Annotated in this window: 14 protein-coding genes, 1 pseudogene and 1 CRISPR repeat array (1 of these 16 running past the window's edge); of the genes and pseudogenes, 3 read left to right on the top strand and 12 right to left on the bottom strand. The window is 70.2% G+C overall.

Annotation, left to right across the window (positions count from 1 at the left end; all coding sequences use genetic code 11):
- Positions 1 to 94 precede the first annotated feature (94 nt).
- The 3 genes from WMF29_RS01610 to WMF29_RS01600 form a co-directional block, all read right to left on the bottom strand.
- Complete coding sequence (locus WMF29_RS01610; RefSeq protein WP_437327151.1) at positions 95 to 1,255, bottom strand: hypothetical protein; 1,161 nt, start codon at positions 1,253 to 1,255, stop codon at positions 95 to 97.
- Positions 1,256 to 1,403: 148 nt separating this feature from the next.
- Entirely contained in the window at positions 1,404 to 2,522 is a 1,119-nt protein-coding gene (locus WMF29_RS01605) for a hypothetical protein (protein WP_437327150.1), read from the bottom strand.
- Between the two features lie 17 nt (positions 2,523 to 2,539).
- A complete protein-coding gene (locus tag WMF29_RS01600) occupies positions 2,540 to 4,072 on the bottom strand; it encodes an RNA polymerase sigma factor (RefSeq protein ID WP_437327149.1) in 1,533 nt (510 codons plus the stop codon).
- Between the two features lie 124 nt (positions 4,073 to 4,196).
- Between WMF29_RS01600 and WMF29_RS01595 the strand changes: the two genes are divergently transcribed.
- Both WMF29_RS01595 and WMF29_RS01590 read left to right on the top strand, forming a co-directional pair.
- On the top strand, positions 4,197 to 4,889 hold the full coding sequence (locus tag WMF29_RS01595) for a DNA-binding protein (RefSeq protein WP_437327148.1): 693 nt from the start codon (positions 4,197 to 4,199) through the stop codon (positions 4,887 to 4,889).
- 79 nt (positions 4,890 to 4,968) lie between these two features.
- The gene (locus tag WMF29_RS01590; RefSeq protein ID WP_437327147.1) at positions 4,969 to 5,559 is read left to right on the top strand and encodes a Uma2 family endonuclease; all 591 of its coding nucleotides are present in this window, start codon (positions 4,969 to 4,971) and stop codon (positions 5,557 to 5,559) included.
- Between the two features lie 197 nt (positions 5,560 to 5,756).
- Here WMF29_RS01590 and WMF29_RS01585 read toward each other — a convergent pair whose 3' ends face one another.
- The 5 genes from WMF29_RS01585 to WMF29_RS01565 all read right to left on the bottom strand — a co-directional run bounded on the left by WMF29_RS01585 (position 5,757) and on the right by WMF29_RS01565 (position 13,961).
- Positions 5,757 to 6,359, bottom strand: coding sequence for a hypothetical protein (locus WMF29_RS01585; RefSeq protein WP_437327146.1), 603 nt, complete (start codon positions 6,357 to 6,359; stop codon positions 5,757 to 5,759).
- The gene (locus WMF29_RS01580) at positions 6,356 to 7,801 is read right to left on the bottom strand and encodes a hypothetical protein (protein WP_437327145.1); all 1,446 of its coding nucleotides are present in this window, start codon (positions 7,799 to 7,801) and stop codon (positions 6,356 to 6,358) included. Before WMF29_RS01580 ends, WMF29_RS01585 begins: the two co-directional genes overlap by 4 nt.
- A 95-nt stretch (positions 7,802 to 7,896) precedes the next feature.
- Positions 7,897 to 9,993, bottom strand: coding sequence for a hypothetical protein (locus tag WMF29_RS01575; RefSeq protein WP_437327144.1), 2,097 nt, complete (start codon positions 9,991 to 9,993; stop codon positions 7,897 to 7,899).
- 47 nt (positions 9,994 to 10,040) lie between these two features.
- Positions 10,041 to 12,698, bottom strand: coding sequence for a type VI secretion system tip protein TssI/VgrG (gene tssI / locus WMF29_RS01570; protein ID WP_437327143.1), 2,658 nt, complete (start codon positions 12,696 to 12,698; stop codon positions 10,041 to 10,043).
- A 282-nt stretch (positions 12,699 to 12,980) separates the two neighbouring features.
- Positions 12,981 to 13,961 carry an SGNH/GDSL hydrolase family protein gene (locus WMF29_RS01565; RefSeq protein WP_437327142.1) on the bottom strand — a complete coding sequence of 327 codons (981 nt, stop codon included), beginning with the start codon at positions 13,959 to 13,961 and terminating at the stop codon, positions 12,981 to 12,983.
- 176 nt (positions 13,962 to 14,137) lie between these two features.
- Between WMF29_RS01565 and WMF29_RS01560 the strand changes: the two are divergent.
- A pseudogene (locus WMF29_RS01560) lies at positions 14,138 to 14,920 on the top strand (transposase); the annotation flags it as partial.
- 157 nt (positions 14,921 to 15,077) lie between these two features.
- Here the strand turns inward: WMF29_RS01560 and WMF29_RS01555 are convergent.
- From WMF29_RS01555 to WMF29_RS01540, 4 genes are all read right to left on the bottom strand, one after another.
- Complete coding sequence (locus tag WMF29_RS01555; protein ID WP_437327141.1) at positions 15,078 to 16,232, bottom strand: hypothetical protein; 1,155 nt, start codon at positions 16,230 to 16,232, stop codon at positions 15,078 to 15,080.
- Positions 16,229 to 18,448, bottom strand: coding sequence for a hypothetical protein (locus WMF29_RS01550; protein ID WP_437327140.1), 2,220 nt, complete (start codon positions 18,446 to 18,448; stop codon positions 16,229 to 16,231). Before WMF29_RS01550 ends, WMF29_RS01555 begins: the two co-directional genes overlap by 4 nt.
- On the bottom strand, positions 18,445 to 19,854 hold the full coding sequence (locus WMF29_RS01545; protein ID WP_437327139.1) for a hypothetical protein: 1,410 nt from the start codon (positions 19,852 to 19,854) through the stop codon (positions 18,445 to 18,447). Before WMF29_RS01545 ends, WMF29_RS01550 begins: the two co-directional genes overlap by 4 nt.
- 186 nt (positions 19,855 to 20,040) lie before the next feature.
- Positions 20,041 to 20,265 carry a hypothetical protein gene (locus WMF29_RS01540; protein WP_437327138.1) on the bottom strand — a complete coding sequence of 75 codons (225 nt, stop codon included), beginning with the start codon at positions 20,263 to 20,265 and terminating at the stop codon, positions 20,041 to 20,043.
- Between the two features lie 82 nt (positions 20,266 to 20,347).
- A CRISPR array of direct repeats spans positions 20,348 to 22,001; the repeat unit is 36 nt; unit sequence GCTTCAATGGGGCCGCCGCCTTTCAGCGGCGGAGAG (it continues 2,417 nt past the right edge of the window).

Raw genomic sequence — 22,001 nt, 5'->3', positions numbered from 1 at the left:
GGGATATCCGGATCCCTGGTGAAAATTGGAGGGTAGTTCTTCCTGCCCCGATCGGAGGAGCGAGGTGCCTTAATGACTTCCGGGAATGCCGCGCTCAGACCGTGCAGCAGAAGGTCGATGGCGCGCTCGCCTGGAGCTCACCCACGGGCTCGCCCCCGTGCGGCGCGCACGCGCCCGGCTCGACATCCGCGATCACGGCCGATTTGCTGCCCAGGGCGACGCCGGGAGGCGTCACGACGCAGAACGGGACGCTGGAGCTGACGAGGCTCGACGCGAGCAGGTCCGTGCAGGCCGCGTCGCGGTACACGGAAGCCATGAGGGTGCACGAGGCGCCGGTCGGATCGCCGCAGCCGCAAGGGGTGCACTCGCGGCCGTCGATCACGTCCCCGAAGAAGACGTGCCTGACGGCGTATCCCTCCGGACAGCCGGCGTCGTCGCCCTCGTGGTAGACGCAGGTCAGGAAGCCCGACGGCGCCGCTGGCACGCACGTCGTCGCGTCCTCGCACGCGGTGTACGCGCCGGCGAGGCACGCCTTCGCCCGCGTTGCCCACGGATCGAGCCTGGGAACAGGCGGCGGCGCGTCGAGGCGCGGCGTGCATGCGCCCGTCGTGACCGAGGGCGCCGCGATCGTGAGCGACTGCACGCAAGGCTCGCCGTCGCAGAGCTGATCTTCGGGGATCGGGTTCGCCGCGGTGCACGCGCCATCCCAGCCGTCGGGCGCTGCGAAGGAGGTCATCACGGTGCCCGGCTGGTCGCCGGGGCACGAGGCGGACGAGGATGCGGCCCAGCCGGTGGGAAGCGCGCACGAGGCCTCGGGCGGGTCACACGCGCAGACCGAGCAGTCCATCGGCGGCTGCTGGAGATCGGCGAAGCCTTCGTAGCCGAGCGTCGGCGCGTCGGCGGGGCACTCGGGGACAGCCTCGGCCGGGCCGAACCAGAGCAGCGCTGGGCCGAACCAGCCGAGCGGCGCGGGCGGGGCGCACTGGCCGGAGCACAGCGAGCTGTGCATGTCGCCGCCGGAGCCGCCCTGGCCGCCGGCGCTGGTCTCGCCGCCGGCGCTGGTCTCGCCGCCGGCGCTGGTCTCGCCGCCGGCGCCGCCCTGGCCGCTAGCACCGCCGTCACCGCCGGCGCCAACCCCCGAGCAATAACCCAGTCTGATCTCTTCGGGTGTACAGGGCCCCGTGATGATGATGGGCTCCTGCTCGCAGCCAGCGATGAGCAGCAGCCCTGGAAGGACGAATCGTGCCGTGCGCATAGCTGAAACCTTACTTGAGCGCCGTTCTTCAGCGCAAGGCGAATGACGTACGACGACTTTCATGAACACCATTCCATGAAGCGAGAGGAATTTCTCTTTCCGTGCCAATCTGCCGAAGCGTTTTGCCGCGCTCACTATCGAATCACCCTCAGAAGCGCGCTTGTAGACCGATGCCGAGTGCCACGGCGAGAGCAGGCGCGCGCCAGACGGGGCGCTCGGGCTCAGGAGCGCCTGGGTGGCGAAGAATGGCGGCTCCGGCCACAGGATGAACGACATCCGCGTGTGCTCGGGCCGATAAATTTTCTGACAGAGGCCACTCGATACCCGCCCGTGCACCGAATCCGGCGTGGAGATTCAGCCGTGATGTTGCGTTTAACGGAACGGTGGGAGCCGCATGGAGTATGCCGAGCTCGGCGAGGCCGCACGCGAACAGGCTGCGGCGGTCGAGACAGAAGACGACATCCGTCGTGACGGTGGAGACCGACATGCCGACGGCTTCGACGTTTCCCGACAGCGAGGCGAGCCCGCGGACCTCCAGCTCAACGGACCATGGCGGCCAGCGTGCCCCGAACGACAGCGCTGGCCCACCGGCAATGCCGGGTGTCATCCCGAGGCCCGTCACAGCGCCGAGGCCGGCCACCCAGGAGAGGCGACCTGCCGGAATCCGCGGCGACGCGCTGCTCCGGGGCGGCGCGCGCACCGGCGGCGCCGTGCGCGGGGGTGGTGGCGGCGCATGGGCTGGCTGCGGCGGGCAGGGCCGATCCGGCGAACAAGGCTGCTCGGGCGGCGCGGGCGGCGAAGTGGGCTTCGCTGGCGCCCCAGGTGGTGCGGGGAGCTCGGCGGCGTCGTCGAGCAGCACGGCGATGGACAGGGCCATGGCGGTGACGACCACCTTGCAGTCATCGTGGGCGCTGAACCCGTCGAACCAGCGTCCGTGACCGTCGCCGTCGCGGAGGAACATCGAGGCGGCGAGCTTGCCGCGCCGGCGCTCGATGGACGCCGTCATCGTGAACGGAGCCTCCGCATCATAGGGGTCGACCCCGCCCATCGCCCGGGCCGTCTCCGCGCGCAGGAGCTGCTCGTCCGGGCACTCCTCGGCGCCTGGCCCACGGATGAACTCGAGCCGCGCCCGGAGTGGCGTGGCCGTGGGCTCGGCCCGGACCGGTGCGACTCCGGCGGCCGAGATCGCGGCCGCGGCCATCGAGGCGAGCGCTGCGCGTGCTGCCCGCTTCCTGCGCGCGCCCTCGTCGTGCGATCTCCCGCGCATCGGCCTCGTCCGCGCGGTCACGGAAGCGTCTGCCCCGCCGCGCTGCCGGCCGGCGCGGCCTGCGCCGCCGCGGCCTTCGATCGCAGCCGCTCGCGCGTCAGTTTGAGCCGCCCCTCGGGGAACCGCCGCTCGTGGGCGGCGATGCGCTCCAGCGCGGTCGCTCTATCGCCTTGCAGCAGCGCCTGCCTGGCGGCGGCGAGCAGCTGCAGCTCGTCGGCGAGCGGCTCTCGATCCTGGTCGGAGGGAGCGTGCTGCTCCGGCGCGGCGGGTTTGCGCTGGCGGGAGACGCCCGCCGGCGCGGGCGCGGGCGCGCGAGAGGGTGGAGCTTCCTTGTCCGAGATCGCATCGGCTCGCGGCGCATCGGAGCGCGGCCTTCCCCCGGGACTCGTCGCCGGCCGCGCATCGAGGTCGACCGCACGCGAGAGGAGGAGCGGTGTCGCGATCGGGCCCAGGCGGTTGGCCCAGAGGGCCGGCGCCGGCGCGAGCGCGGCGAACAGCGCGGCGCCGCCGACGCCTGCCGTCGCCCACGCCAGCGCCGGGAGGATGAACCGGGCGAGCGCCGGCCGGATGAACCGGGCGAGCGGGCGCGCGACGCGAGCGGCGCGCCCAGGCCTATCTGCGAGATCCTGGCGTCCGACATCGCTCGGGAACTCGGGACGGGTCGCGGGCGCGCTCGTCTCGACGACGGCGGAGGCGCCGGAGTGGACAGCCGGCGACGCGGCGGCGGAGCGCGAGGAGGCGAGGGAGAAGAGCGGGAGCATGAGCAGGCCGGACCGGAGCGCGCGCTGCTCCTCGGGGCGCAGGCGCTTCACGGCGGCGCGGAAGTCTTCGCGCGCCAGGCGCAGCCGACTCGAAGCAGTGTTCTCGTTGAGCTCGAGGGAGCGCGCGATCTCGCGCACCGGGATCTCGACCATGTCGGCCATGATCAGGATGGCGCGCCGTTCGGGCGCGATCGTCGCCAGCAGGCGGGTCGCGATCGCGATCCGCTGGTTCGTGGCGATGCGCTGCTCGCTGCTCGGCGCGACGTCGGCGCCCTGGAAGCATGCCTCGTCTGAAAGGCCCATTGGCACTTCGAGGCGCCGGTAGGTGCGCTCCAGATGGCGCCGGACCTTTCGCCAGGCGATCCCGAAGAGCCAGCTGCACTCGACACGCCAGCGCGGGCCGAGGCCGTGCGGGCGCGATGGCCGAGAGGGATCGCGCGGCGCCGGCCGAGGGAGCGACGCGGGGTCGTCCTGCTCCTGCTGCTCCTGGGCGGTGCCCGCGGCGACCGCTGGCACGGCGGACGCGAAGTGCTGGAGAAGCGGCGAGGCGGCCGCCGGCAGGGAGGCAGAGCCGGGCGCCGAGGCGGGATAGGCGGGGTTGTACCGGGGGAGGCTGGTGTACGCGCCCAGGAGGACCTCCTGGGAGAGGTCGTCGATGTCGTCCTCGGCCACGCCGAGGTAGCGGAGCATCCCCGGGAGCACGTGGACGGCGGTCGCGTGCATGGACGTCCACGTGCTGTGCTGGACGAGGTCGGCGGGAGGGGGCGGGACGGGAGAGAGAGGGCTCATGCTTAGAATTGCGGGGGATTCTTGGGATCGTCACAGAATCGACGGCGGCTGGCGCCAAGGGGCGACATGCAGCGCGCCGGGGCCATGTCTTGTCCCTGGGGGACGGCACGGCTAGGGACGGGGAATGCGCAAGACCGTTTCGACTCGCAGCATCGTTTCGATCGCCATCACCACCTGCGTCCTCGCAACGACGGCCTGCGGCTCTGACGAAGAGTCGCCTGCTCCGGACGAGGAGGTCGTGGTCGCCATCTCCGAGGCCCGCGGCCTGACCGAAGGCTCCACGGCGACGGTCGAGGGTGTCGTGACCGTCGCGCCCGGCACATTCAATTCGGCGACCAGCGAGCAGGGCTTCGCCCTGCAGGACGACACCGGTGGCATCTACGTGAGCCTGCCCGACGCGCTCGATCTCGGCCTCGACACACGTGTGCGCGTCACGGGAACGCTCGCGCAGGCGGCCCAGCAGACGGTGCTCAACGCCAAGACAGCCGCGGTCACGACGCTCGGTGAGGCCGGAGCCGTTGGACCGAAGGACGTCACGACCGGAGAGGTCGGCGAGCCCGTCGAGGGCCTGCTGGTGCGCGTGGGCGGCCGGGTGACCAAGGCCGTGGAGGACGACCAGCCCTACGGCTTCAAGGTGTACATCGATGACGGCTCGGGCGAGATCCAGGTCTTCGTGCATATCGTGGACGGGCAGCCTGTCATCGACACCGCGTCGCTCGCGGTCGATCAGGACATCACGGTGACCGGCCTCGCCGCGCAATACGAGGCGACCTACGAGGTCGCGCCGCGCTTGGCAGGAGATCTCGCGGCGCAATGAGCGAGCCGGGCGGCGCGCCGACCCGACCCTGCGCCTCACCGCCTTGCCCCGCTGTGCCCCCCGGGCAGACTTGGCCCCTATGGGCCAAGCCGCCGAGAAGCAGCGCCGCGCCGCGTACGCCGACCTCGAAGCCGTTCCGCCGCACCAGGTGGCAGAGCTCGTCAGCGGCACCCTGCACGTGTTCCCCCGGCCCGCACCGCGATATGCACGGGCGTCGTCCAGGCTAGGCATCAAGCTGGGCGGACCGTTCGACCTGGGCGACGGAGGGCCCGGCGGCGGGCACATCATCGACGAGCCCGAGCTGCGCTTCCCCGACCCGGACGCGCCGGGCGAGCTCGACGCGCTCGTGCCCGATCTCGCCGGCTGGCGCCGCGAACGCATGCCCGAGATGCCCGACACGGCGTACTTCGCGCTCGCCCCGGACTGGATCTGCGAGGTGCTTTCCCCTTCGACGGAGGGCGTCGACCGCGACGACAAGATGTCGATCTACGCACGCGAGGGCGTGCGGCACGCGTGGCTGGTCGACCCGATCGCCCGGACGCTGGAGGTCTACGTGCTCGGCGCGGATCGCGGCTGGGGGCCCGCCGTCGTCCACCGCGACGCCGCCCGCGTCCGCGCCGAGCCCTTCCACGCCATCGAGCTCGATCTCTCGGTCCTCTGGGCGAGGTGAACTGCAGCCGCGCTGACCTGTCCGAGCCGACCTGGACCGAGCAGCGATGGTTGTACTCCTGGCCGAGGCGACACAGGGTGTTGCGAATCCCCTGTTCGATCTCCTTCGTCGGCCCGGTGGCGGTGCCTGGCTCCGCGTCGAGGGCAGATCAGCCGCCGAGCGCACCGAGGGCGCCAAGAAGAGAACCCATCTTGGGATCAGCGCTTCTTGCTGGGCTCGCGCGCCGGATCGAGCTCCTGGAAGGGCAGCGCGGGCCGGGGGACGAGCCGGCTCATCTCGGCGGTCCCGTGGAGGTTCCGCAGCGCGCCGGGCGCCGGTTCCGCGGGCGGAGCGGGCCACGGCGCGCTCGCGGCCTCCCGGGGCGCGCTCGCGGCCTCCCGGGGCGCGCTCGCGGCCTCGTCGCGCAGGTACGACGGCCGGTCCGCCGCACACTCGCCCTCGAACGCGCGCGCGCCGTCGATGTCGCCCTGCTGGGCCACGGGCTCGCCGAGCGACTCGATGCGCGGCGGGAACTCGCGAAGTCGCCGCTCCTGGGTCGCGAGGGCCTTCGCGAAGCGCGTCAGGATCTCCGGCTCGTCGCGGGCGAGCGCGCTGCTCATCGCCGTGCCCCAGCCGCGCGTCGCCGCGTCCCAGCGCGCCGGCTGGACGCCGAGCCGGAGCAGCACCTCGGTCGCGCGCGCCGCGGGGAAGTGGCGGCGATAGGCCATCACCTCCGCGTAGCGCTCGATCGTGAGCCCCTCGATCTGCGGTTCGCGCTGGTGCGCGCGCCCTGCCTGCCGCCCTCGCTCTGCCGCGCTCATCTCGGCTCCTCTGTCGCGGCGCCGCGCGCCTTGCGCTTCGCCAGCCGCTGCTCGCGCTCCTTCACCCATTTCGGGGTGTGGAGCGCGGGGTTCTTCAGCCACCCGCACGCCTCGCGATCGCCTCGATCGCACGCGAGCTGCGCGGTCTCGCGCGCCTTCTTCGGGTCCCTGGGCACGCCCCAGCCCTTGTCGTGGAGCAGGGCGTAATCGAGGCAGCTCGGACTGCTATCGCCATTGCATGCCTCGCGGAGACGCTCGGCGCCTTCGCGCATCCCTTCTCCCTCCCGTACCTCCTCGCCGTCGTGGGAGATGAGCCAGACTCCGAGGGTACGGCATGCATTCCTGTCGTGCCAGCCGCAGGCTCTTCGCCGGAAATCGAGCGATTTTTGGATATCGCGCCCCGTCCCCTCCCCGTTGAGATAAAGTGTACCGAGGATGTCGCAGGCAGGCGTATAGCCGAGCGCGCAGCTCCGCTCGGTGAGCACGAACGTCTTGCGCGGATCCTTGGTCACGCCGTAGCCGAATTTGTAAAACCTGGCGAGCTCGAAGCAGGAGGGCTCAGCGCCGCCTCGGCACGCGATCTCGAACAGCGCTGCTGCGGCCACGTAGTCTCTGTCGCCTTGCTCTCCCTCGTCGTACATCAGCCCGAGATCGTTACATGCGGCGATGTTGTTGCGGGTTCGGCAGAGCTCGCCGAGGACGCTCCTCGCGTTGGTGATATGCTCTTTGGCGACCAGGTTGCAAAATCGGCCCGTGTCCTCGCAGGCGGCCTTGCGTAGCGCCACCTGACGTTTGGCGAACTCGTTGACCCGCGCCCATCTCTCATGCTCCTTGATGTCGCCGAGGGCGGGGAGGTCCGCGCGGGCCCACATCTCGGCTGCATGGCCGCAGCTCCATTCGTTGCCCATGGCGCATCCTCTTGCGAGGAGCGCGGATCCCTTGGCCTGATCTTCCGGCACATGGATCGCCGTGAAATGGATCGCCCCCAGCGTACCACAGGACTTGGGATCATCGGCGTCGCAGGCGCGCTCCAGGAGCTTGATCGCGGCGGTGAACTCCTCGTCCGTCTGCGCCTCGATGCCCGGCTCGCTCCGGAAACGGAGGTCGGCCAGGCGACCGCAGGCAGGTTGATATCCGGCGTCGCATGCTTTGGTATAGAGCGCCGCTGCGCGCGGATAGTCCCTCTCCAGCGCGCCGCCGAGGTAGAGCTGCGCGAGGCGCTCACAGCCGCTTTGCTCACCGCCGTTGCACGCCTTCTCGAGCACGGTCGCCGCCTCTTTGGGATCGGCCTGCGTCCGGATCTCCCCGACGCGGACGCAGCTCGCGAGCGCGCCGTGATTACACGCCGACGTGCACTCCTCGATCGTGGCGCTCTTCGCGCAGTCTTTCGGGCCTGCTGGCGGAGCGCTCGCCGTCGCTGCCGCCGCCGTGGGGCGTGCCACCGCGGGCGGTGCGGACCGAAGCGGTCGGGGCGGCGGCGTTCCAGAGCAGCCGAACACGAACATGAGTCCGGTAAGCAGAGACGCTACCACCGACCTCATGCGAGCTCCACCTCACCCGGCGTCCTCGGTTCGTCGTCGATCATGCTCATCCTGAGCTCTTCGGCGTGGTCATCGTCGGTCGCGATGGGCTCGGCGTCATGCTCGCTCGCGCTCCTCGTGTCCTCGCCGTCACGGAACAGCGATGGAATCGCGATGTCGATATCGCTGTAACGATCGTCGAAGCGCTCGCCGTTCCAGGGCACCTCGAGCTTGGGATCGCGCCCCTGCCGCGCCACGGGCGCCACGCTGTCCTTGATCGCCTTCGGCAACGGGTTGCCCTGGATCTGCTCGTTCGTCACCCCGAAGCTGAGCTCCGACCGAGCCCGGCTCCAGTAGAGCGCGCCTCCTCGGTCATCGTTCGTGAGGACGATCTGCGCCACATAGTCCTCACCGTAGCGGAGCCCTGGCGCGGGCGGGGGATCCTTCTTCGTCTTCTTCGCTTGCTCCTTGTCGAACCTCAGGCGGCGGATGACGGACACGTCGCGCGCCATCTCCGAGAGCTTCCGGCTCCGTGCGCCCTTGGTCCACATCATCCTCGCGAGCTCCATGCGCGGGATGTAGATGATCCACCAGGGCTGGAGGCTGGTGAACCCGGGGGTGTTGCGCAGGGACCATGCGCACTTGCTCACCCAGAAATTCTGCCCATCGTCATCGTACATCCGCATGAGCTTGCTGACGAACAGCACATGCCGATCGCTGAGCTCGGGCCCAGGGCGGCGCTCCGCGATCACGAGGCGCATGAGGCTGATGGGCCGCGCGCGGCGGATGTGGTCGGCCATGGTGCCGAGCGCCACGGGGGCCCTGGGCAGCACGCCCATCCCGCAGAAAACGTTGCCTGGCGGGGCCGCGGTGAGGGAGATGCCATCGTAGATCCCCTCCTTGCCGAGCGGGTCCATCACGGTGTCCCCTACGTGTCTGTCGAGCGGGTGGCCGTTGCTGGTGTCGAACTTCTGGATCCGCTTCTTGTCCTTGCTCACGCGGAGCACGAAGAAGATGTGAGATCCCTTGCGCTGTCCGGTCGCAGGGAGGGGCACGCCGACGAGCATGTTCGCGGCGTCTGACTCCGACGTCGGTGTCGAGGGAGTAAAGTTCAGCTCCTCTACCTTCGTGAGCTGTTCCGTCGGATCATCGACTTGCCGCTTCGGCGCCCCGTACTGCGACTTGCGCTCGGTGATGTCGTTCAGCGTCCTTTCTCTGAACTGGGCCTTGATTGCGGGCGCGCCATGCGCGTCGGTCTCGATCCACCCGATGGGAACGAAGCCGGTCACCATCTTGTTGTCGCCGAAGGGGTTGTAGCAATAGATCGTCCCGGGGCCGATCGGCGGCGTCTTCAGCAGACCCGCAGCGACGTCGAGCGTAGCCTCCTTGGTCGGATACCACTTGCCGCCTGCGAACTGCCCGGCGTCGAAGATGGGGCGTCCCTGGTTCTGGCCCGCCGCCCAGCCGGCGCCATTCATGTGCTGCTCGAGCGTGAAGCCCCGCAGGATCGTCCCATAGGTGGCGTTGTGCTCACACGCGCAGCAGATCGAGATGGCCGGGTCGTCGTTGTCCTCCATCGCCGACTCGATCCTGCGACCGTCCTTCTCGAGCTGCTTCTTGAAGATCTGAGCCTCGAGCCAGGTCGCCGGCGCGGTCGCGTTCTTGCGCACGCCCCACACCTTCTGGCTCATGTAATCGATCGACGTCTTCTGCATCCGCGAGAAGATGAACGAGTCCCACTTCGAATCCCCGAAGTAGCACTGCCCCGGCCCCCCGTACCGCTGGCCGAACATCGCCTCGCTGAGCGCCTTGGCCCAGGCCTCCTCCGCGGGGTCGTCGACCCACTCGTGCTCGCCGTCCGTGCCCGGCGGGCCGGCCCACGCGTCGTCGAGAGGGGCGTGGATCCGCGCGTCGATGTGGGCGAGGATCTGCTCGATGCTCGTCGCGTCGGTGAGATCCAGCTCGTGCGCCGGGAACTCCGGCGCGCCCGTGGTCCCGTCGGGGTAGTCGACGGGCGTCATGTTGAGGCACGTCGTGAGCCGCGGCGGCTCGACCTCGAACGCGGCTGGCGGCGAGGCGTGGCCAGGGCCCCCTGCGGGGACCTTGACTCCCATCGGTGCGCTCGGAGCAGGCATCGTCTCTTCTCTCCCTTGGCGTCGCGTCAGCTCCCGTGCCGCTCGACGATCGACCCGGCGGTCGCCCCGTCGAGCTCCCCCGTCGGCTCCAGCGCGTGGTCGCTCTGGAACCTCCGCAGCGAGGCGCGCGTCTCGTCGTCGATCTCCCCCTTGCCCGCGCCCCGGTAATAACCGAGGTTCTTGAGCCGGATCTGCGCTCCGGCGATCGACGTCGGCGCCGGCAGGTCCTCGATCCGGATCGAGTAGCGCCGCACCTGCCCCGTGGGGAACTCGCCGAGCCACAGCGTGATCTCCGCCGTCCTCGCCGCCTCCGGCACGTCCGCCTCGATGGATCCGTCACGGCCCGTCTCGCCGTCGAGCTTCAGGCCCTCGCACACCATCTTGAACCGCTTGCCGGCGTAGGGCTCGAACCGCTCGTCGGTCAGCCGGAGGCTGAACCTCTTCGTCCCCGGCGGCGCCTCGCCGTCCTCCGGCGGCTCGGGCGCGCCCTCGTCGCAGTTGAGGAGCACCTGCTCGCCCTTCACGCTCGCCTTCTTGCCGAGCTCGATCGAGGCCTCCTCGCCGTAGATCTTGACGACCTTCGACACGATCTCCGCGTCGCTCGCGAGCCGCACCGCCGGGCCCGGGCCGGACAGCGACGCGCGCTCCGAGCCCACGATCTCGATCGACCTCGCCCGGATGACGACGCCCTTCGGCGTGACCTCGATCGAGCTCTGGCCCGACTCGAGCACGATCGAGTCCTCGGCGCGGACGCGGATCACGCTGCCCGAGGAGAGCAGGTACTTGCGCGACACGGAGACCTCGGCCTGGCCGTCGTCGCGTCCCTCGCCCACGAGCAGCGTGTGCTCGGCGTCGACGCGGAGCACGTGCGGGCCGCCCACCACGGTCGTCGAGCCGCCGTGGAGCGTGGCCGTGTCCGTGCCGTGCACCTCGACGCTCCGGTTCTGGAGGATCTCCTCCGCGACGCTGCCGGTGGTGCGGCCGCGCGCGTCGCCGCCGCAGCTCCTCGACGCGCCGCCCTCGACGACCTCGACGAGCGCCCCCGTGACGTGATCGTCGCGGTCGCCCTCGACGCGGATGACCTGCTTCCCCGCGACGTTGAGGGTCTTGTCGCGGCCGACGGTCTCCGTGGCGTCGTTCTCGATCGAGGCGTCGAGATCGCGCTGGGCGCGGATCACCACCTGCTCGCCGCCGGCCCGATCCTCGAAGGCGATCTCGTTGTATCCGCCGCCGCCCGGCGTCGACTGCGTGCGGATGCCGCTCCGCGAGCGCGAGCGCGGCAGCGGGTGCGTCGGCGCGTGGAGGCCGTTGTGGAGCGCGCCCACGACGACGGGGCGGTCGAGATCGCCGCCGAGGAAGCCGACGAGGACCTCCATCCCCACGCGAGGCACGAACTGGAAGCCCCAGCCCGCGCCCGCCCACGGCGTCGCGACGCGGAGCCAGCACGAGTTCCTGTCGTCGCGCGCGCCGTCGAGGTCCCAGTGGAACTGCACCTTCACGCGGCCGAGCGCGTCGGTGTGGATCTCCTCGCCGGGCGGGCCGACGACGGTCGCGGTCTCGAGCGCCTGCCGCACCGACGCGCGGGGCGCGGGCGGCCTCACCGGCATGGCCTCGGGCGCGCAGCGGAAGCGCGCCTCGTAGCTCGGCCCGTCGCTGCCCGAGAGGTGCGCGTTGTGGCCGTCGTGCTCGACCCGGGTCAGCACGTAGCGCCCGTTGAGCGCGGCGACGTCGTGGCCCTCCAGCGAGAACCTGTGCCCCGGCGCGAGCCGCCTGCACCACGACGTGCCCTCGCCGAGATCCGCGCGCGCCCGGGCCTGCTCCAGCACGATCTGCGCCCGCTCGGCGCCGGCGTCGATCCTCTCGTCGTGATCGTGGTGCTCGTACGTCGTGCGCGCCCGGATCGCCTCCCCTCGGGTCGCGCCGAGATCGAGCGCCGGCCGCGCGAAGTCGAAGCCCTTCACCCGCGCGCCGCGCGGCGCCTTCGCCTGCCTCCGCGCGAACCGCGTCACGTGCCGCTCCTCGGGAGCGAGCGCGGCGGCGCCGGTCGCCTGGCGATAGGCGAGCGTGGGATCGCCGGCGATCTGCGCGTAGGCCTCGGGGGAATCGGCGAAGACGATCACCTCGGGCGCCGCCGGATCGCCGCCCTCGGGCGGCTCGAACCAGAAGAAGACGCCGTCCTCCGCGCAGAGCCTGGCGATGAAGGCGAGATCGCTCTCCTGGTGCTGGACGCAGTAGACGCGCGGGGGCCGGGGCGCGGCGAGGGAGAAGCGGTGGGGCAGCCCCGCCTCGGTGAGCACGGCGCCGAGGACGCCCGAGAGGGGTTGTTCCTGGAAGATCCGGCTCTGCCGCCCCTCGCCGAGGAGGGCGAGCCGCGGCTCGACGCGCACGCGGACGACGGCGCGCCCGTCGCCGTCGACGCCCTCGACGCTCACCCGGGTGACGACGCCGGTCACCGCGCGCGCCTCGGTCGCCGAGGTGGGCACGCGAAGGGACGCGGTCCGCTCCATCAGCGCAGCGGCGAGGGTCGTCTCGTCGATCGCCCCGGCGTCGAGCCGCGTGGTGACATCGAAGGAGAAGCAGCGAGAGAGCCTCTCGATGCCTCGAAAGCGCACGACCTCCAGATCGGGTGTCCCGGGCGCGTCGACGCGGAGCTGGAAGAGGGCGGAGGGCGAGGGCGCCTGCACGGGAGCGGATGGTCGGCGGCCGGCTGAGCGGCGTCAACGCCGGTGGAGCGTCGGCGCGCGCCCTCGATCGCCGCGGCGTGGAGATCTGGGCCTGGCAGGACGTTCACGGTTCGGCTTCGCTACGGTTCGAGAGTCGCAACACAGCCATGGCGCGCGTCGCCGTCGGCTCACTCGTGCCCCGTGGGCGCGAAATCAAGGCTGAGATTACCTACCCCCTGGTCGAGCCTGCACACGCCGCGCCGGGCGTCGGGCTCCGCGCGCCTCCCTTGAGCGACCGCGCCGTCAGAGCAGAGGCTGCAACGCCGCGTACCACTGCTCGCCCAGCAGCACGTAGCCCTGGAGGTTGGGGTGCCACTGATCTTCGAGTAACGTGGTCTTGTTCGGATTGAAGGGCGTGTACATGTCGACGGAGATGATGTGTCGGCCTGCGTCCGCGCGGGCCTTCACCACCGCCGGAATGGCGTCGTCGTAGGTCTTGATGCGCGCGCTGAGCGCGGTGTCGTCGCCCTTGCTCGCATCGCCGCGCGACGGGACGGGCGCGGCCACCACGATGAGAACACTGGGGAGCTGCTCGTAGATGCTGTCAATCAACGCGCCCAGACGTTTGGGGGCGTTGGGCATGTCGTAATTGTCGATTGCGTCGTTGGTTCCAATCATCAAGAGCACGATGTCGGGCTTGTGTTGCGGCATGACGGTCGACACCAGCGTCGAGATGCCGCTCCTTCCGCCTGCGGGGGCGATCGTCCAGCCGCTGTGGCCCTCGTGGTTGTGCGGGAACGCCACGCCGCCAACGGTGTTCGGTCCGTTCGATCCCGAACCGACGAACGTGATGTTCTTGCCCGCCGCGTGCGCGAGCCGGAACAGCTCGACGCGATAGCCGCCCGGCGTGTCCCCGTTGTATCCGTCGGTGATAGAGTCGCCGAACGGCATGATCTTGCACGCCGTGCCGTCGGTCGGGCAGGGCCGATAGGTCGAGCCCGCGCCGCCACCGGCGCCACCCTGCGCGCCCGAATCGCCGCCGCTGCCGCCGGCCGCCGCGCCGCCGCCGTCCCCGCCACCGCCCGTTCCCGCGAGCGATCCACCGGTGCCGGCCGCAGAGGTCGTTCCGCCGGTGCCCGCCGCAGCGCCGTCCGTGCCGCCGCCGTCGCTCGTTCCGCCTGCGCCGCCGCCGGCGCCCGCTTCGCCGGCGCCCGCTTCGCCCGCTCCGCCGGCGCCCGCGCCGCCGCCGCTGCAGCCGAGAGCGATGACGACGAGCCCGGCCACGACCGGCCAAGATGTGATCCGCTTCATGCCGGAGGATGGTAACGCCGAAGGCTACGGCGTTGTCAACTGAGCCTGGATTTCGCGCGTCCTGAGCCATTCAAAAAAGTGGCAAACTGACGCCGCAAAACGGAACGCATTGAAGAAAAGGCTCGGCGTGCGCAGCCGTTGCGTTTGCTATGACCCAACGCAAGCGCACGCCGAGCACCTCGAAGGTGCGACGGCGCATCCGCCGAAGCAAGCCCAAACCGACCCCGCCTCGACGCGCCCGCGTCCGCCGTCCCGATTTGCGTGCGGTGCACCTCCGCGCGACGGAGACGACGCTCACCGGCGTGGCGGGGCTGGTCGGCTTCGGTGTCTTCCTCCGTGAGCTCGATGTCGACGCCGAGCTCCAGCGCACGTTCGGTCGACTCAAGCCGGACAGCCGTGTTGTCTTCCCCATGGCCGCCCAGATGCGGCTGCTCATCGACGCCGCCGTGGCCAGGGAGGCGCGGGTCTTCGGCCTGGAGGCGCCGGCGAACGACCCGCTCTTCGTGCACCTGGACGGCGGCGTCGTGCCCAGCATCGACACGGTCTACCGTGACCTCCGCCGCTTCGACGACAAGGCGCTCGCCGCGCTCGATTCGATCCTCGCCGAGCACGGGCTCGCTCCGCTCGCCAAGGCGCCGCCCGACATCATCCATCTGGACGTGGACACCACCGTCGAGCCGCTGTTCGGCTCGCAGGAAGGAGCCCGACCGGGACCCAATCCTCGCTACCACGGCAGGCCAAGCTATCACCCGCTGCTCGTCCGCGTCGCCGAAACCAACGCCGTCATCGGCGCCCAGCTCCGGCCGGGAGACACGAACTTCGGCAACGATGACGTGCCCTACGTCGAGCGCTGCCTCGATCGCGTCCGCGCATCCCACCCCTCGGTGATGTTCGTCGATGAAGACCGATCTGCGAGGGTGGAAGACTGTTCCGAGAGCGCGGATGCCCACCCCCGGCCCGTGCTCGGCGCTCCGCGCCTGCGCGCGGTCCGCCCCTCCCAAATCGCGCGCTCCGCGCGCTCAGGGAGGGGTGCGTTGCCCGGCATATCCAGGTGGGAACCTGAGAGGGAGAACAGGCGGGCAACTCGCGTCAGGACGTGATGCCCAGCAAGAAGAGCGCGTCGGCCCAGAGCGGCCAGAGCGTGCGGTACGGGTGCGTCGCCAGCACCACGCCGCCGCTCGGCAGACGCCGAACGTGGTAGGGAGCGTGGCGCTCGATGAACTGGACGTGCTTGCGCGACGTCACGTCCACCTCGTACATTGGCACGCCTTCGTTCGTTGCTGCAATGGTCTCGAGGGCGGCCGATTCGATGGAGCGCCATGCGTCGTCCGGCACCGCCGAGGCTTCGAGCGCCTCGAGAAGTAGGCTGGGTGGTGTATCAAGCGCTTTGAGGACGGTTTCGCGCGTGAGCTCCGCATCCCCCTCGACGACGGCCCGTGCTCCGCGACGAGCGGTGTCGGCGCGCGCGGGCCGCGTGTCTCTCGATGCCGATGCGGCCCAGTCCATCCGCATGTGCTGCCGCAGGAGCTCGACGTCGCCTGCGATGCCGACACATGCCCCATGCGGAGCGGCGTCGATGCGCGCGCGCAGCAGCTCATGCGACGTCCCCGCGGCGAGCGCCGTCTTGTCACCCTCGTGCAGATGGACCCATGAGAGGGCGAGATCGCGCGCGACCGATGCGGCGTCCGCGTGGTAGCTCGCGCAGGTCTCGACGGGGGCCCCCCAATCCCCGACGTCCACGCACGCGCCGGTCCGCACGCGTGGGTGCGCCTCCGGCGCGCAGAGGCGGATCAGGAGATCCTCGATCTCTTGCTGGACTTGTATCGACGCGATCGCCGACTCGATCTCCACGCCGCGCAAGCTGCCGCCGAATGCGATCTCGATGCTCGACGGAAGCAGATCCCGCCGGTCGAACGGCGACGCACAAAGAGGCCCGGAGGGTCCGCGACGCTCGTACTTATCACCGTTGCACACAACGGCGAAGCGAACACTAGATCCAGAGCTCAACGTCACTGGAAGCGACGCGAAGACGTACGTGCCAGGGGAAAAAGCATTACGCACCGCCGCGATAGCCTCGTCGATGGGAATCGATCGGCGCCATGCTACATCTGGATGATCAATCGACTGAATATCAACATTACACGTCGCGTCGCGAGTAACAAGGGCAGATATCGCCGCCGCGAACGCATCGACCCTGTCCGCCTCGTCACACCATGCATAGAAATAGGGACTTCCGTCGCTCACAGCTCGATCACCATGACGAGGTTCTTGTACCCTCTGATGCGGACCCGCTCACCCGTGCTCACCTTGACCAAATAGCCGCTCACGACCTTCAGATCATTATTATTGAGCGGCGCGCCCTTCGGCATGATGAGTTCAACCCTCTCGACATCACCGGCAAGTCCCCACTCCTTATCGAGCTTCTTTATCGCATTTTCCAATTGCTCGAGCGCCTTGTCAACGTCAATCTTTCCAGTCTCACTGGCAATCGACTTCGCCTCGCTCAATGCCAGCTTATTTCCTTTGGTCACTGTGAGGAAGTCGGGCGCCTTCGCAATGCCGTTGCGACCATCCCTCGGGATGCCCAGGACGTCGCGCACGCCGTCGTCCCCCACGCCGATCAAGGCCCTCCCGTCGTCCAGCATGAACTTTGCCGCCTTCTTCTCCAGCGCGTCGAGCGGCTTGCTCGTGACCGCCCCGCGCAGCGTCTTGTACCAGTTGCGCCGGTTCGCGCGAATCGCTGCCCAAACGGGCTCCTCGATCTCCGCGATCTTTTTGGTGACTCGGATCGCACCTGGCGTTAGCCCACCGGCGCCGCTGGCTGCGCGCCACATCGGCCCGACCGCCCCGAGCCCGAACCCCATCCCCGAGAAGATCCGCTCCTCGTCGCTCAGCTCCTCCCCCGACGGCAGGCACCACGCCTTGCCCGTCACCGCCTCGCACAGGTCGAGCGCCGGCCCGACCACCGGCACGAACCCCACGCCGATGCGCGTCGTCGCGTGCACCAGCGTCTGCATCACCTCCCCGTACGCCTCGAAGCCCTCGGCGACCGTCGACATCGCGCCCGCGAACGCGCTGATCGTCTGGTAGAGCTGCGTCTGCTCCAGGTCGAGCCCGTCCCCCGTCCACAGGTTGAGGTTGTCCTTCATCTGGTCCGCGAGCGCGTCGAACCGCGGCTTGAGCACCGTGTCCACCTGCGCCCGCAGGTCCGCCGGCACGGGTGAGTCCTCGAACCAGTCCGACGCATCCATGAACCGCCGCACGAACCCCGTGATCCGGTTCTGCGCGTTCAGGAACGCGTTGGTCTCCGCCAGCGACACCCCCATCCGGTCGCGCAGCGCGATCTCCAGCGCCGCGCTGTTCGCCCGCCACGCCCGCACGTTCGCCACGAAGTCCGCCCGGAGGACCACCACCCGGCCGCTCACGTCCGCCTCCAGCGCCGCGAGCACCGCGTCCGCGTACGCCGCATAGGGATCCCTCCCGTCGTCGAACGCCCCCTCTACCTCCGCGACGTCCGGCACGTCGACCCACGGCACGTCGCTCTTCCCGAGCGCGTACGCCTGCGGATCGTCCGGATCCCACCCCTCGGCGCGCGCATCCTGCGTCGCCAGGTCCGCCATCTCGTCCGCCTGCGCGCCGAACTCGTCCATCAGCCGCGCGAGCTCGTCCTCGAGATCGTTGACGCTCTTCTTCAGGTCGTCGACGAGCTGCTCCATCGCCGCGCGCGTCTCCGGCGCGACCGCGTCCTCGTACCGGTCCAGGATCGCCTCGAGGTCGGTCCGCGAGATCTCGTCCAGCGGCCGGCTGACCAGGTCCTTCAGCTCGGTGTCGAGCTGCTGGAGCAGGTCCAGCTTCTCCGCCAGCAGGCCCACCGCCCGTGCGTTCGCCACGAGCGCCGCGCGCTCCTTGGCGATCTCGGCCAGCAGGATCTCGATGTCGCGCGCCAGCGCCGGGTTGACCTCCGCGAGGCTCAGGTCGACGCTCCTGTTGCCCTCGAAGCCGGCCCCATCAAGGCGGATGTCGAAGAGCGGCTTGTTCAGGCCGAGCGGCTCCGAGACGAGGTGCACCACCTCGTGCGAGTGGGTACACCAGTCGCCGCCGTTGACGGTGTGGACCCGGAAGTGGAAGTCGTTGCTGCCCATGCGGAGCAGCACCGAGTCGAACTCCGCCTCGAAGATGTTGCTCTGGGAGCCATCGGCTTCGATCCGCAGCGCGTCCGGAACCGAGTACGTGGGCAGCGGCGTCTGGTTCACCTCGAAGAATGCCTCGCCCTCCCTCTCCAGCTCGGCCTTCCCGCATGAGGTCGCGTCCTCGCACTCGTTCCAGAGCAAGGTGTACGGCGTTCCCGCCCACCCCACCGACGGCGCCAGCACCGCCACCATCGTGACCAGCGCGACGACCTTCCGAAGCACAGCGGCGCGAACGCCACGCGGCGCAACGTTCTTCTTCGACCGCCTCATGTCCCCTCCGCCCCGCGCACCGCGGCGTCATACGCGATCGCGGCGCCCTTCACGTCGCCCGCGTCGAGCCTCGCCTCGACCGCGTCGAGCGCCGCCGCGGCCATCCCCTTCTCCCGCAGCTTCGCGAGCCCCGCCGCGATCTTCCGCGGCAGCCCCGTCTCGAGCTCGGCCTCCGCGGCGTCGAACCGCCCTCGGAGCTCGGCGCACCCGGCCTCCCGCCACGACGACCCCGCCGCCTCGCAGGGCGAGCGCATCTGCACCATCGCCGTTAGCTCCCCGCACCGCTCGGCCAAGAGCGGCAGCCCGAGCTCCTCGCTCACCGGCGGCGCCGCCGACAGCGCCGCGACCTGCGCGCGCGCACGCTCCCCGAACGCCTCCGACGCCTTCCGGATCCGCGCGCCCGCGACCGCCTCGCGCGCCCCCTCGTCCATCTCCAGCACACGGAGCGCCTGCCGGCGCAGCGCGATGCCGCCGAGCAGCGCCGACGCGGTCGCGTCGCTCCGGGCGACGCGCCCCTTCACGTAACCCAGCATCGCGTTCAGCGAGCGCAGCGCGCCCGACGTCATGTCCGGCACGACCGCGCCGTGCGTCGCGAGCAGCTCCCTGTGCGGCGCCATCGCCTCGTCGAAGGAGGCCGCGAAGACCTGAAGCGTCGCCGACCACCTCAGGATCTCCGCGGTGAGCTCACCGGGCGCGCGGCTCGCCTCGCGCGCCGCTGCGAGGACGGCCTGCTCCACGCCGTCGAGACCGTCGATGTCCGACCGCGACGCCTGCGCCGAGAGCGCCGCGTACGCCGCCGTCTCCGCCGCCTCGGTCGCGCGGTACGCGGCGAAGCGCGCCGCGACGCCCGCGTATTTCGATCGCAGCGGGGCGGCCTCGTCCCGGGCCTGGTCGAAGATCACCTGCACGGCCGCCATCGCCTGCCTGTCGGCCGCGAGCGTGGCGGCGAGCGGCTCCCTCTCGGCGCTGGCCTTGTCGATCATTGCCGCCGTGAAGTTGCCGGCCGCGTCGACAGGCGTCTCCGCGAGCAGCACCCTCTGGCGGTCCCTCGCCTCGTCGAGTAGCCGTGCGAGCTTGCCCGCGAGCGTCGCTCGCAGGGACTCGGCGTTCCTCGCGTCGTCGCGCACGTACGCGATCGCCTCGTCGATGTGGCCGAACCAGACGTCGAGCGAGTGGCTGCTGGCGACGATCTCCTCCGGCGTCTTGTCGTTCGGCCATGTGGCCCACAACTCGATGGGCAGCGCGCCGTCCTTCTCGGCCTGGGCCCACGCGGCGCCCGGCCCCTGATTCTCGCCCACGCAGTGCTCCTCGCCGCCCACCGAGGCCGCGCAGAAGCTCCCGAACGTGTCGTCCCCGAACTTCCACAAGCACCCGGCCCCTGCCGCGCCGAGCGCCAGGGCGGCCACAGCGACAGCAAGGATCGTCCTCCATCGCCCCGGTCTGGATCTTTCGCCCATGCTCATTGCCTCCACCCCGCGATTTTCTCGCTCGCGCACGCTCGCCCGCGCATTCTCCAGAAGCAAGCGCCCCCACCAAAGCGCTAGGACATTGCTCGGCCGTGGATCGCGCCCCGAGCGCCAGGTTGTCCGTCCTCAATGCGCGGACAGTCGCGGAACCGGAGAGGTGTGCTTGGGGGTGCGTGGCGCCACGGCCTGCGGACCGGCCGCGGGGTCGAGGCGGAGGCCGCTGAGCTCGTGACCCTCGCCGGCGAGCTCCGCGAGCGAGGTCTCGGCGTCGTGCTCCTGGGGCGCCGCGCGGCTGTCCACGTCGCCACCAGCAGGCCCGCGGGTGCCCTCGTGGAGCTCCGAGCGTGCCACCGTCGGCGCCCTGTCACACCAGGGTTCGCCTGAAGTGTCGTGATCCTATTCATGGAAACGCTGCGTCTCGACCTGGATGCCGTCTTCAATGGGGCCGCCGCCTTTCAGCGGCGGAGAGCTCGATCACCCGCGGCCAGTTGTGGGTCCACATCACGTGGCTTCAATGGGGCCGCCGCCTTTCAGCGGCGGAGAGCGCCTCGCCGCGCGCGGCGTGCACGTGCTCGCGTCCCTTCAATGAGGCCGCCGCCTTTCAGCGGCGGAGAGAACCTTACATTCATCTGGCCTGAACCCGGAGACTGAACGCTGCTTCAATGGGGCCGCCGCCTTTCAGCGGCGGAGAGCTTCGACAGCGGGGACAAGGACGACAAGCGGTACAGGCTTCAATGGGGCCGCCGACTTTCAGCGGCGGAGAGGTCGGCGCCGGCGCAGCAAGGGACGCCGAGGGCGAAGCTTCAATGGGGCCGCCGCCTTTCAGCGGCGGAGAGGCGATTGCAGCGGGCGCTTTCGTCGTGTGGCAATTCGGGCTTCAATGGGGCCGCCGCCTTTCAGCGGCGGAGAGTCACGATCCCGACAACGGACGACGATCGCGCGCTCTTGCTTCAATGGGGCCGCCGCCTTTCAGCGGCGGAGAGCCGGCCGCGATAGACCTTGCCCGACACCGGATCGCGGCTTCAATGGGGCCGCCGCCTTTCAGCGGCGGAGAGCGTAATCGTCAACGGAGCGAGCTCCGCGCTCATCTAGCTTCAATGGGGCCGCCGCCTTTCAGCGGCGAAGCGCGGCCGTCGCGGCACGCGAGACCGCGCTGACGCAGGCGCTTCAATGGGGCCGCCGCCTTTCAGCGGCGGAGAGCCCCAACGTGCGGATCTGGCTCGCCGCTCCGGCGCGCGCGCTTCAATGGGGCCGCCGCCTTTCAGCGGCGGAGAGGCAAGCTGATCCCGGTCGCCGCGACGCTCTGGCTCATGCTTCAATGGGGCCGCCGCCTTTCAGCGGCGGAGAGACGTCGCGGACTTCATCAAAAAATCCGGCTTCCCAATGCCGCTTCAATGGGGCCGCCGCCTTTCAGCGGCGGAGAGATGAAGCTGTTCGGCGCCGGGGCGGCCGGCCTCATGACGCTGCTTCAATGGGGCCGCCGCCTTTCAGCGGCGGAGAGAAGCGGAACCCGGGAGGGATTCCGGCGATCCTGATGCCTCAATGGGGCCGCCGCCTGTCAGCGGCGGAGAGGCGACGCTGGCGGGCTTCGCCGCGGGGCCCGTGGCGCTTCAATGGGGCCGCCGCCTTTCAGCGGCGGAGAGTAAGCCTCGAGTTTGACGGCCTGCTCTGCATAGCTCTTGGCTTCAATGGGGCCGCCGCCTTTCAGCGGCGGAGAGGCCACTCCTGCGATATCTTGGGCGTCACGGTGGCGGTCGCTTCAATGGGGCCGCCGCCTTTCAGCGGCGGAGAGAGGCGCCGCATGCTCGTCCGCCGCTGCGCGGCCGCGAGCCGGCTTCAATGGGGCCGCCGCCTTTCAGCGGCGGAGAGCTCGCGGCATCAAACCGGCCGCAGAGATGGCCGCCCGGCTTCAATGAGGCCGCCGCCTTTCAGCGGCGGAGAAGAGCTCCGCCGCCAACGGGTCGCGCGCTAGCAACGTGCTTCAATGGGGCCGCCGCCTTTCAGCGGCGGAGAGAGAGATGGACCAGAACGTTTCCCAGGAGATCACGAAGCCGCTTCAATGGGGCCGCCGCCTTTCAGCGGCGGAG

This window comes from Sorangium sp. So ce381 (assembly GCF_051473845.1).
In the GTDB taxonomy this organism is placed as follows: Bacteria; Myxococcota_A; Polyangia; order Polyangiales; family Polyangiaceae; genus Sorangium; species Sorangium atrum.
Note: the sequence above shows the minus strand (reverse complement) of the source record. Positions and strands in the feature narration are given on the sequence as shown.

What these genes read in the sequence shown, in the direction of transcription:
- WMF29_RS01610 (WP_437327151.1), bottom strand. Translation starts at nt 1,255, where the DNA reads ATGCGCACGGCACGATTCGTCCTTCCAGGGCTGCTGCTCATCGCTGGC.
- WMF29_RS01605 (WP_437327150.1), bottom strand. Translation starts at nt 2,522, where the DNA reads ATGCGCGGGAGATCGCACGACGAGGGCGCGCGCAGGAAGCGGGCAGCA.
- WMF29_RS01600 (WP_437327149.1), bottom strand. Translation starts at nt 4,072, where the DNA reads ATGAGCCCTCTCTCTCCCGTCCCGCCCCCTCCCGCCGACCTCGTCCAG.
- WMF29_RS01595 (WP_437327148.1), top strand. Translation starts at nt 4,197, where the DNA reads ATGCGCAAGACCGTTTCGACTCGCAGCATCGTTTCGATCGCCATCACC.
- WMF29_RS01590 (WP_437327147.1), top strand. Translation starts at nt 4,969, where the DNA reads ATGGGCCAAGCCGCCGAGAAGCAGCGCCGCGCCGCGTACGCCGACCTC.
- WMF29_RS01585 (WP_437327146.1), bottom strand. Translation starts at nt 6,359, where the DNA reads ATGAGCGCGGCAGAGCGAGGGCGGCAGGCAGGGCGCGCGCACCAGCGC.
- WMF29_RS01575 (WP_437327144.1), bottom strand. Translation starts at nt 9,993, where the DNA reads ATGGGAGTCAAGGTCCCCGCAGGGGGCCCTGGCCACGCCTCGCCGCCA.
- WMF29_RS01550 (WP_437327140.1), bottom strand. Translation starts at nt 18,448, where the DNA reads ATGAGGCGGTCGAAGAAGAACGTTGCGCCGCGTGGCGTTCGCGCCGCT.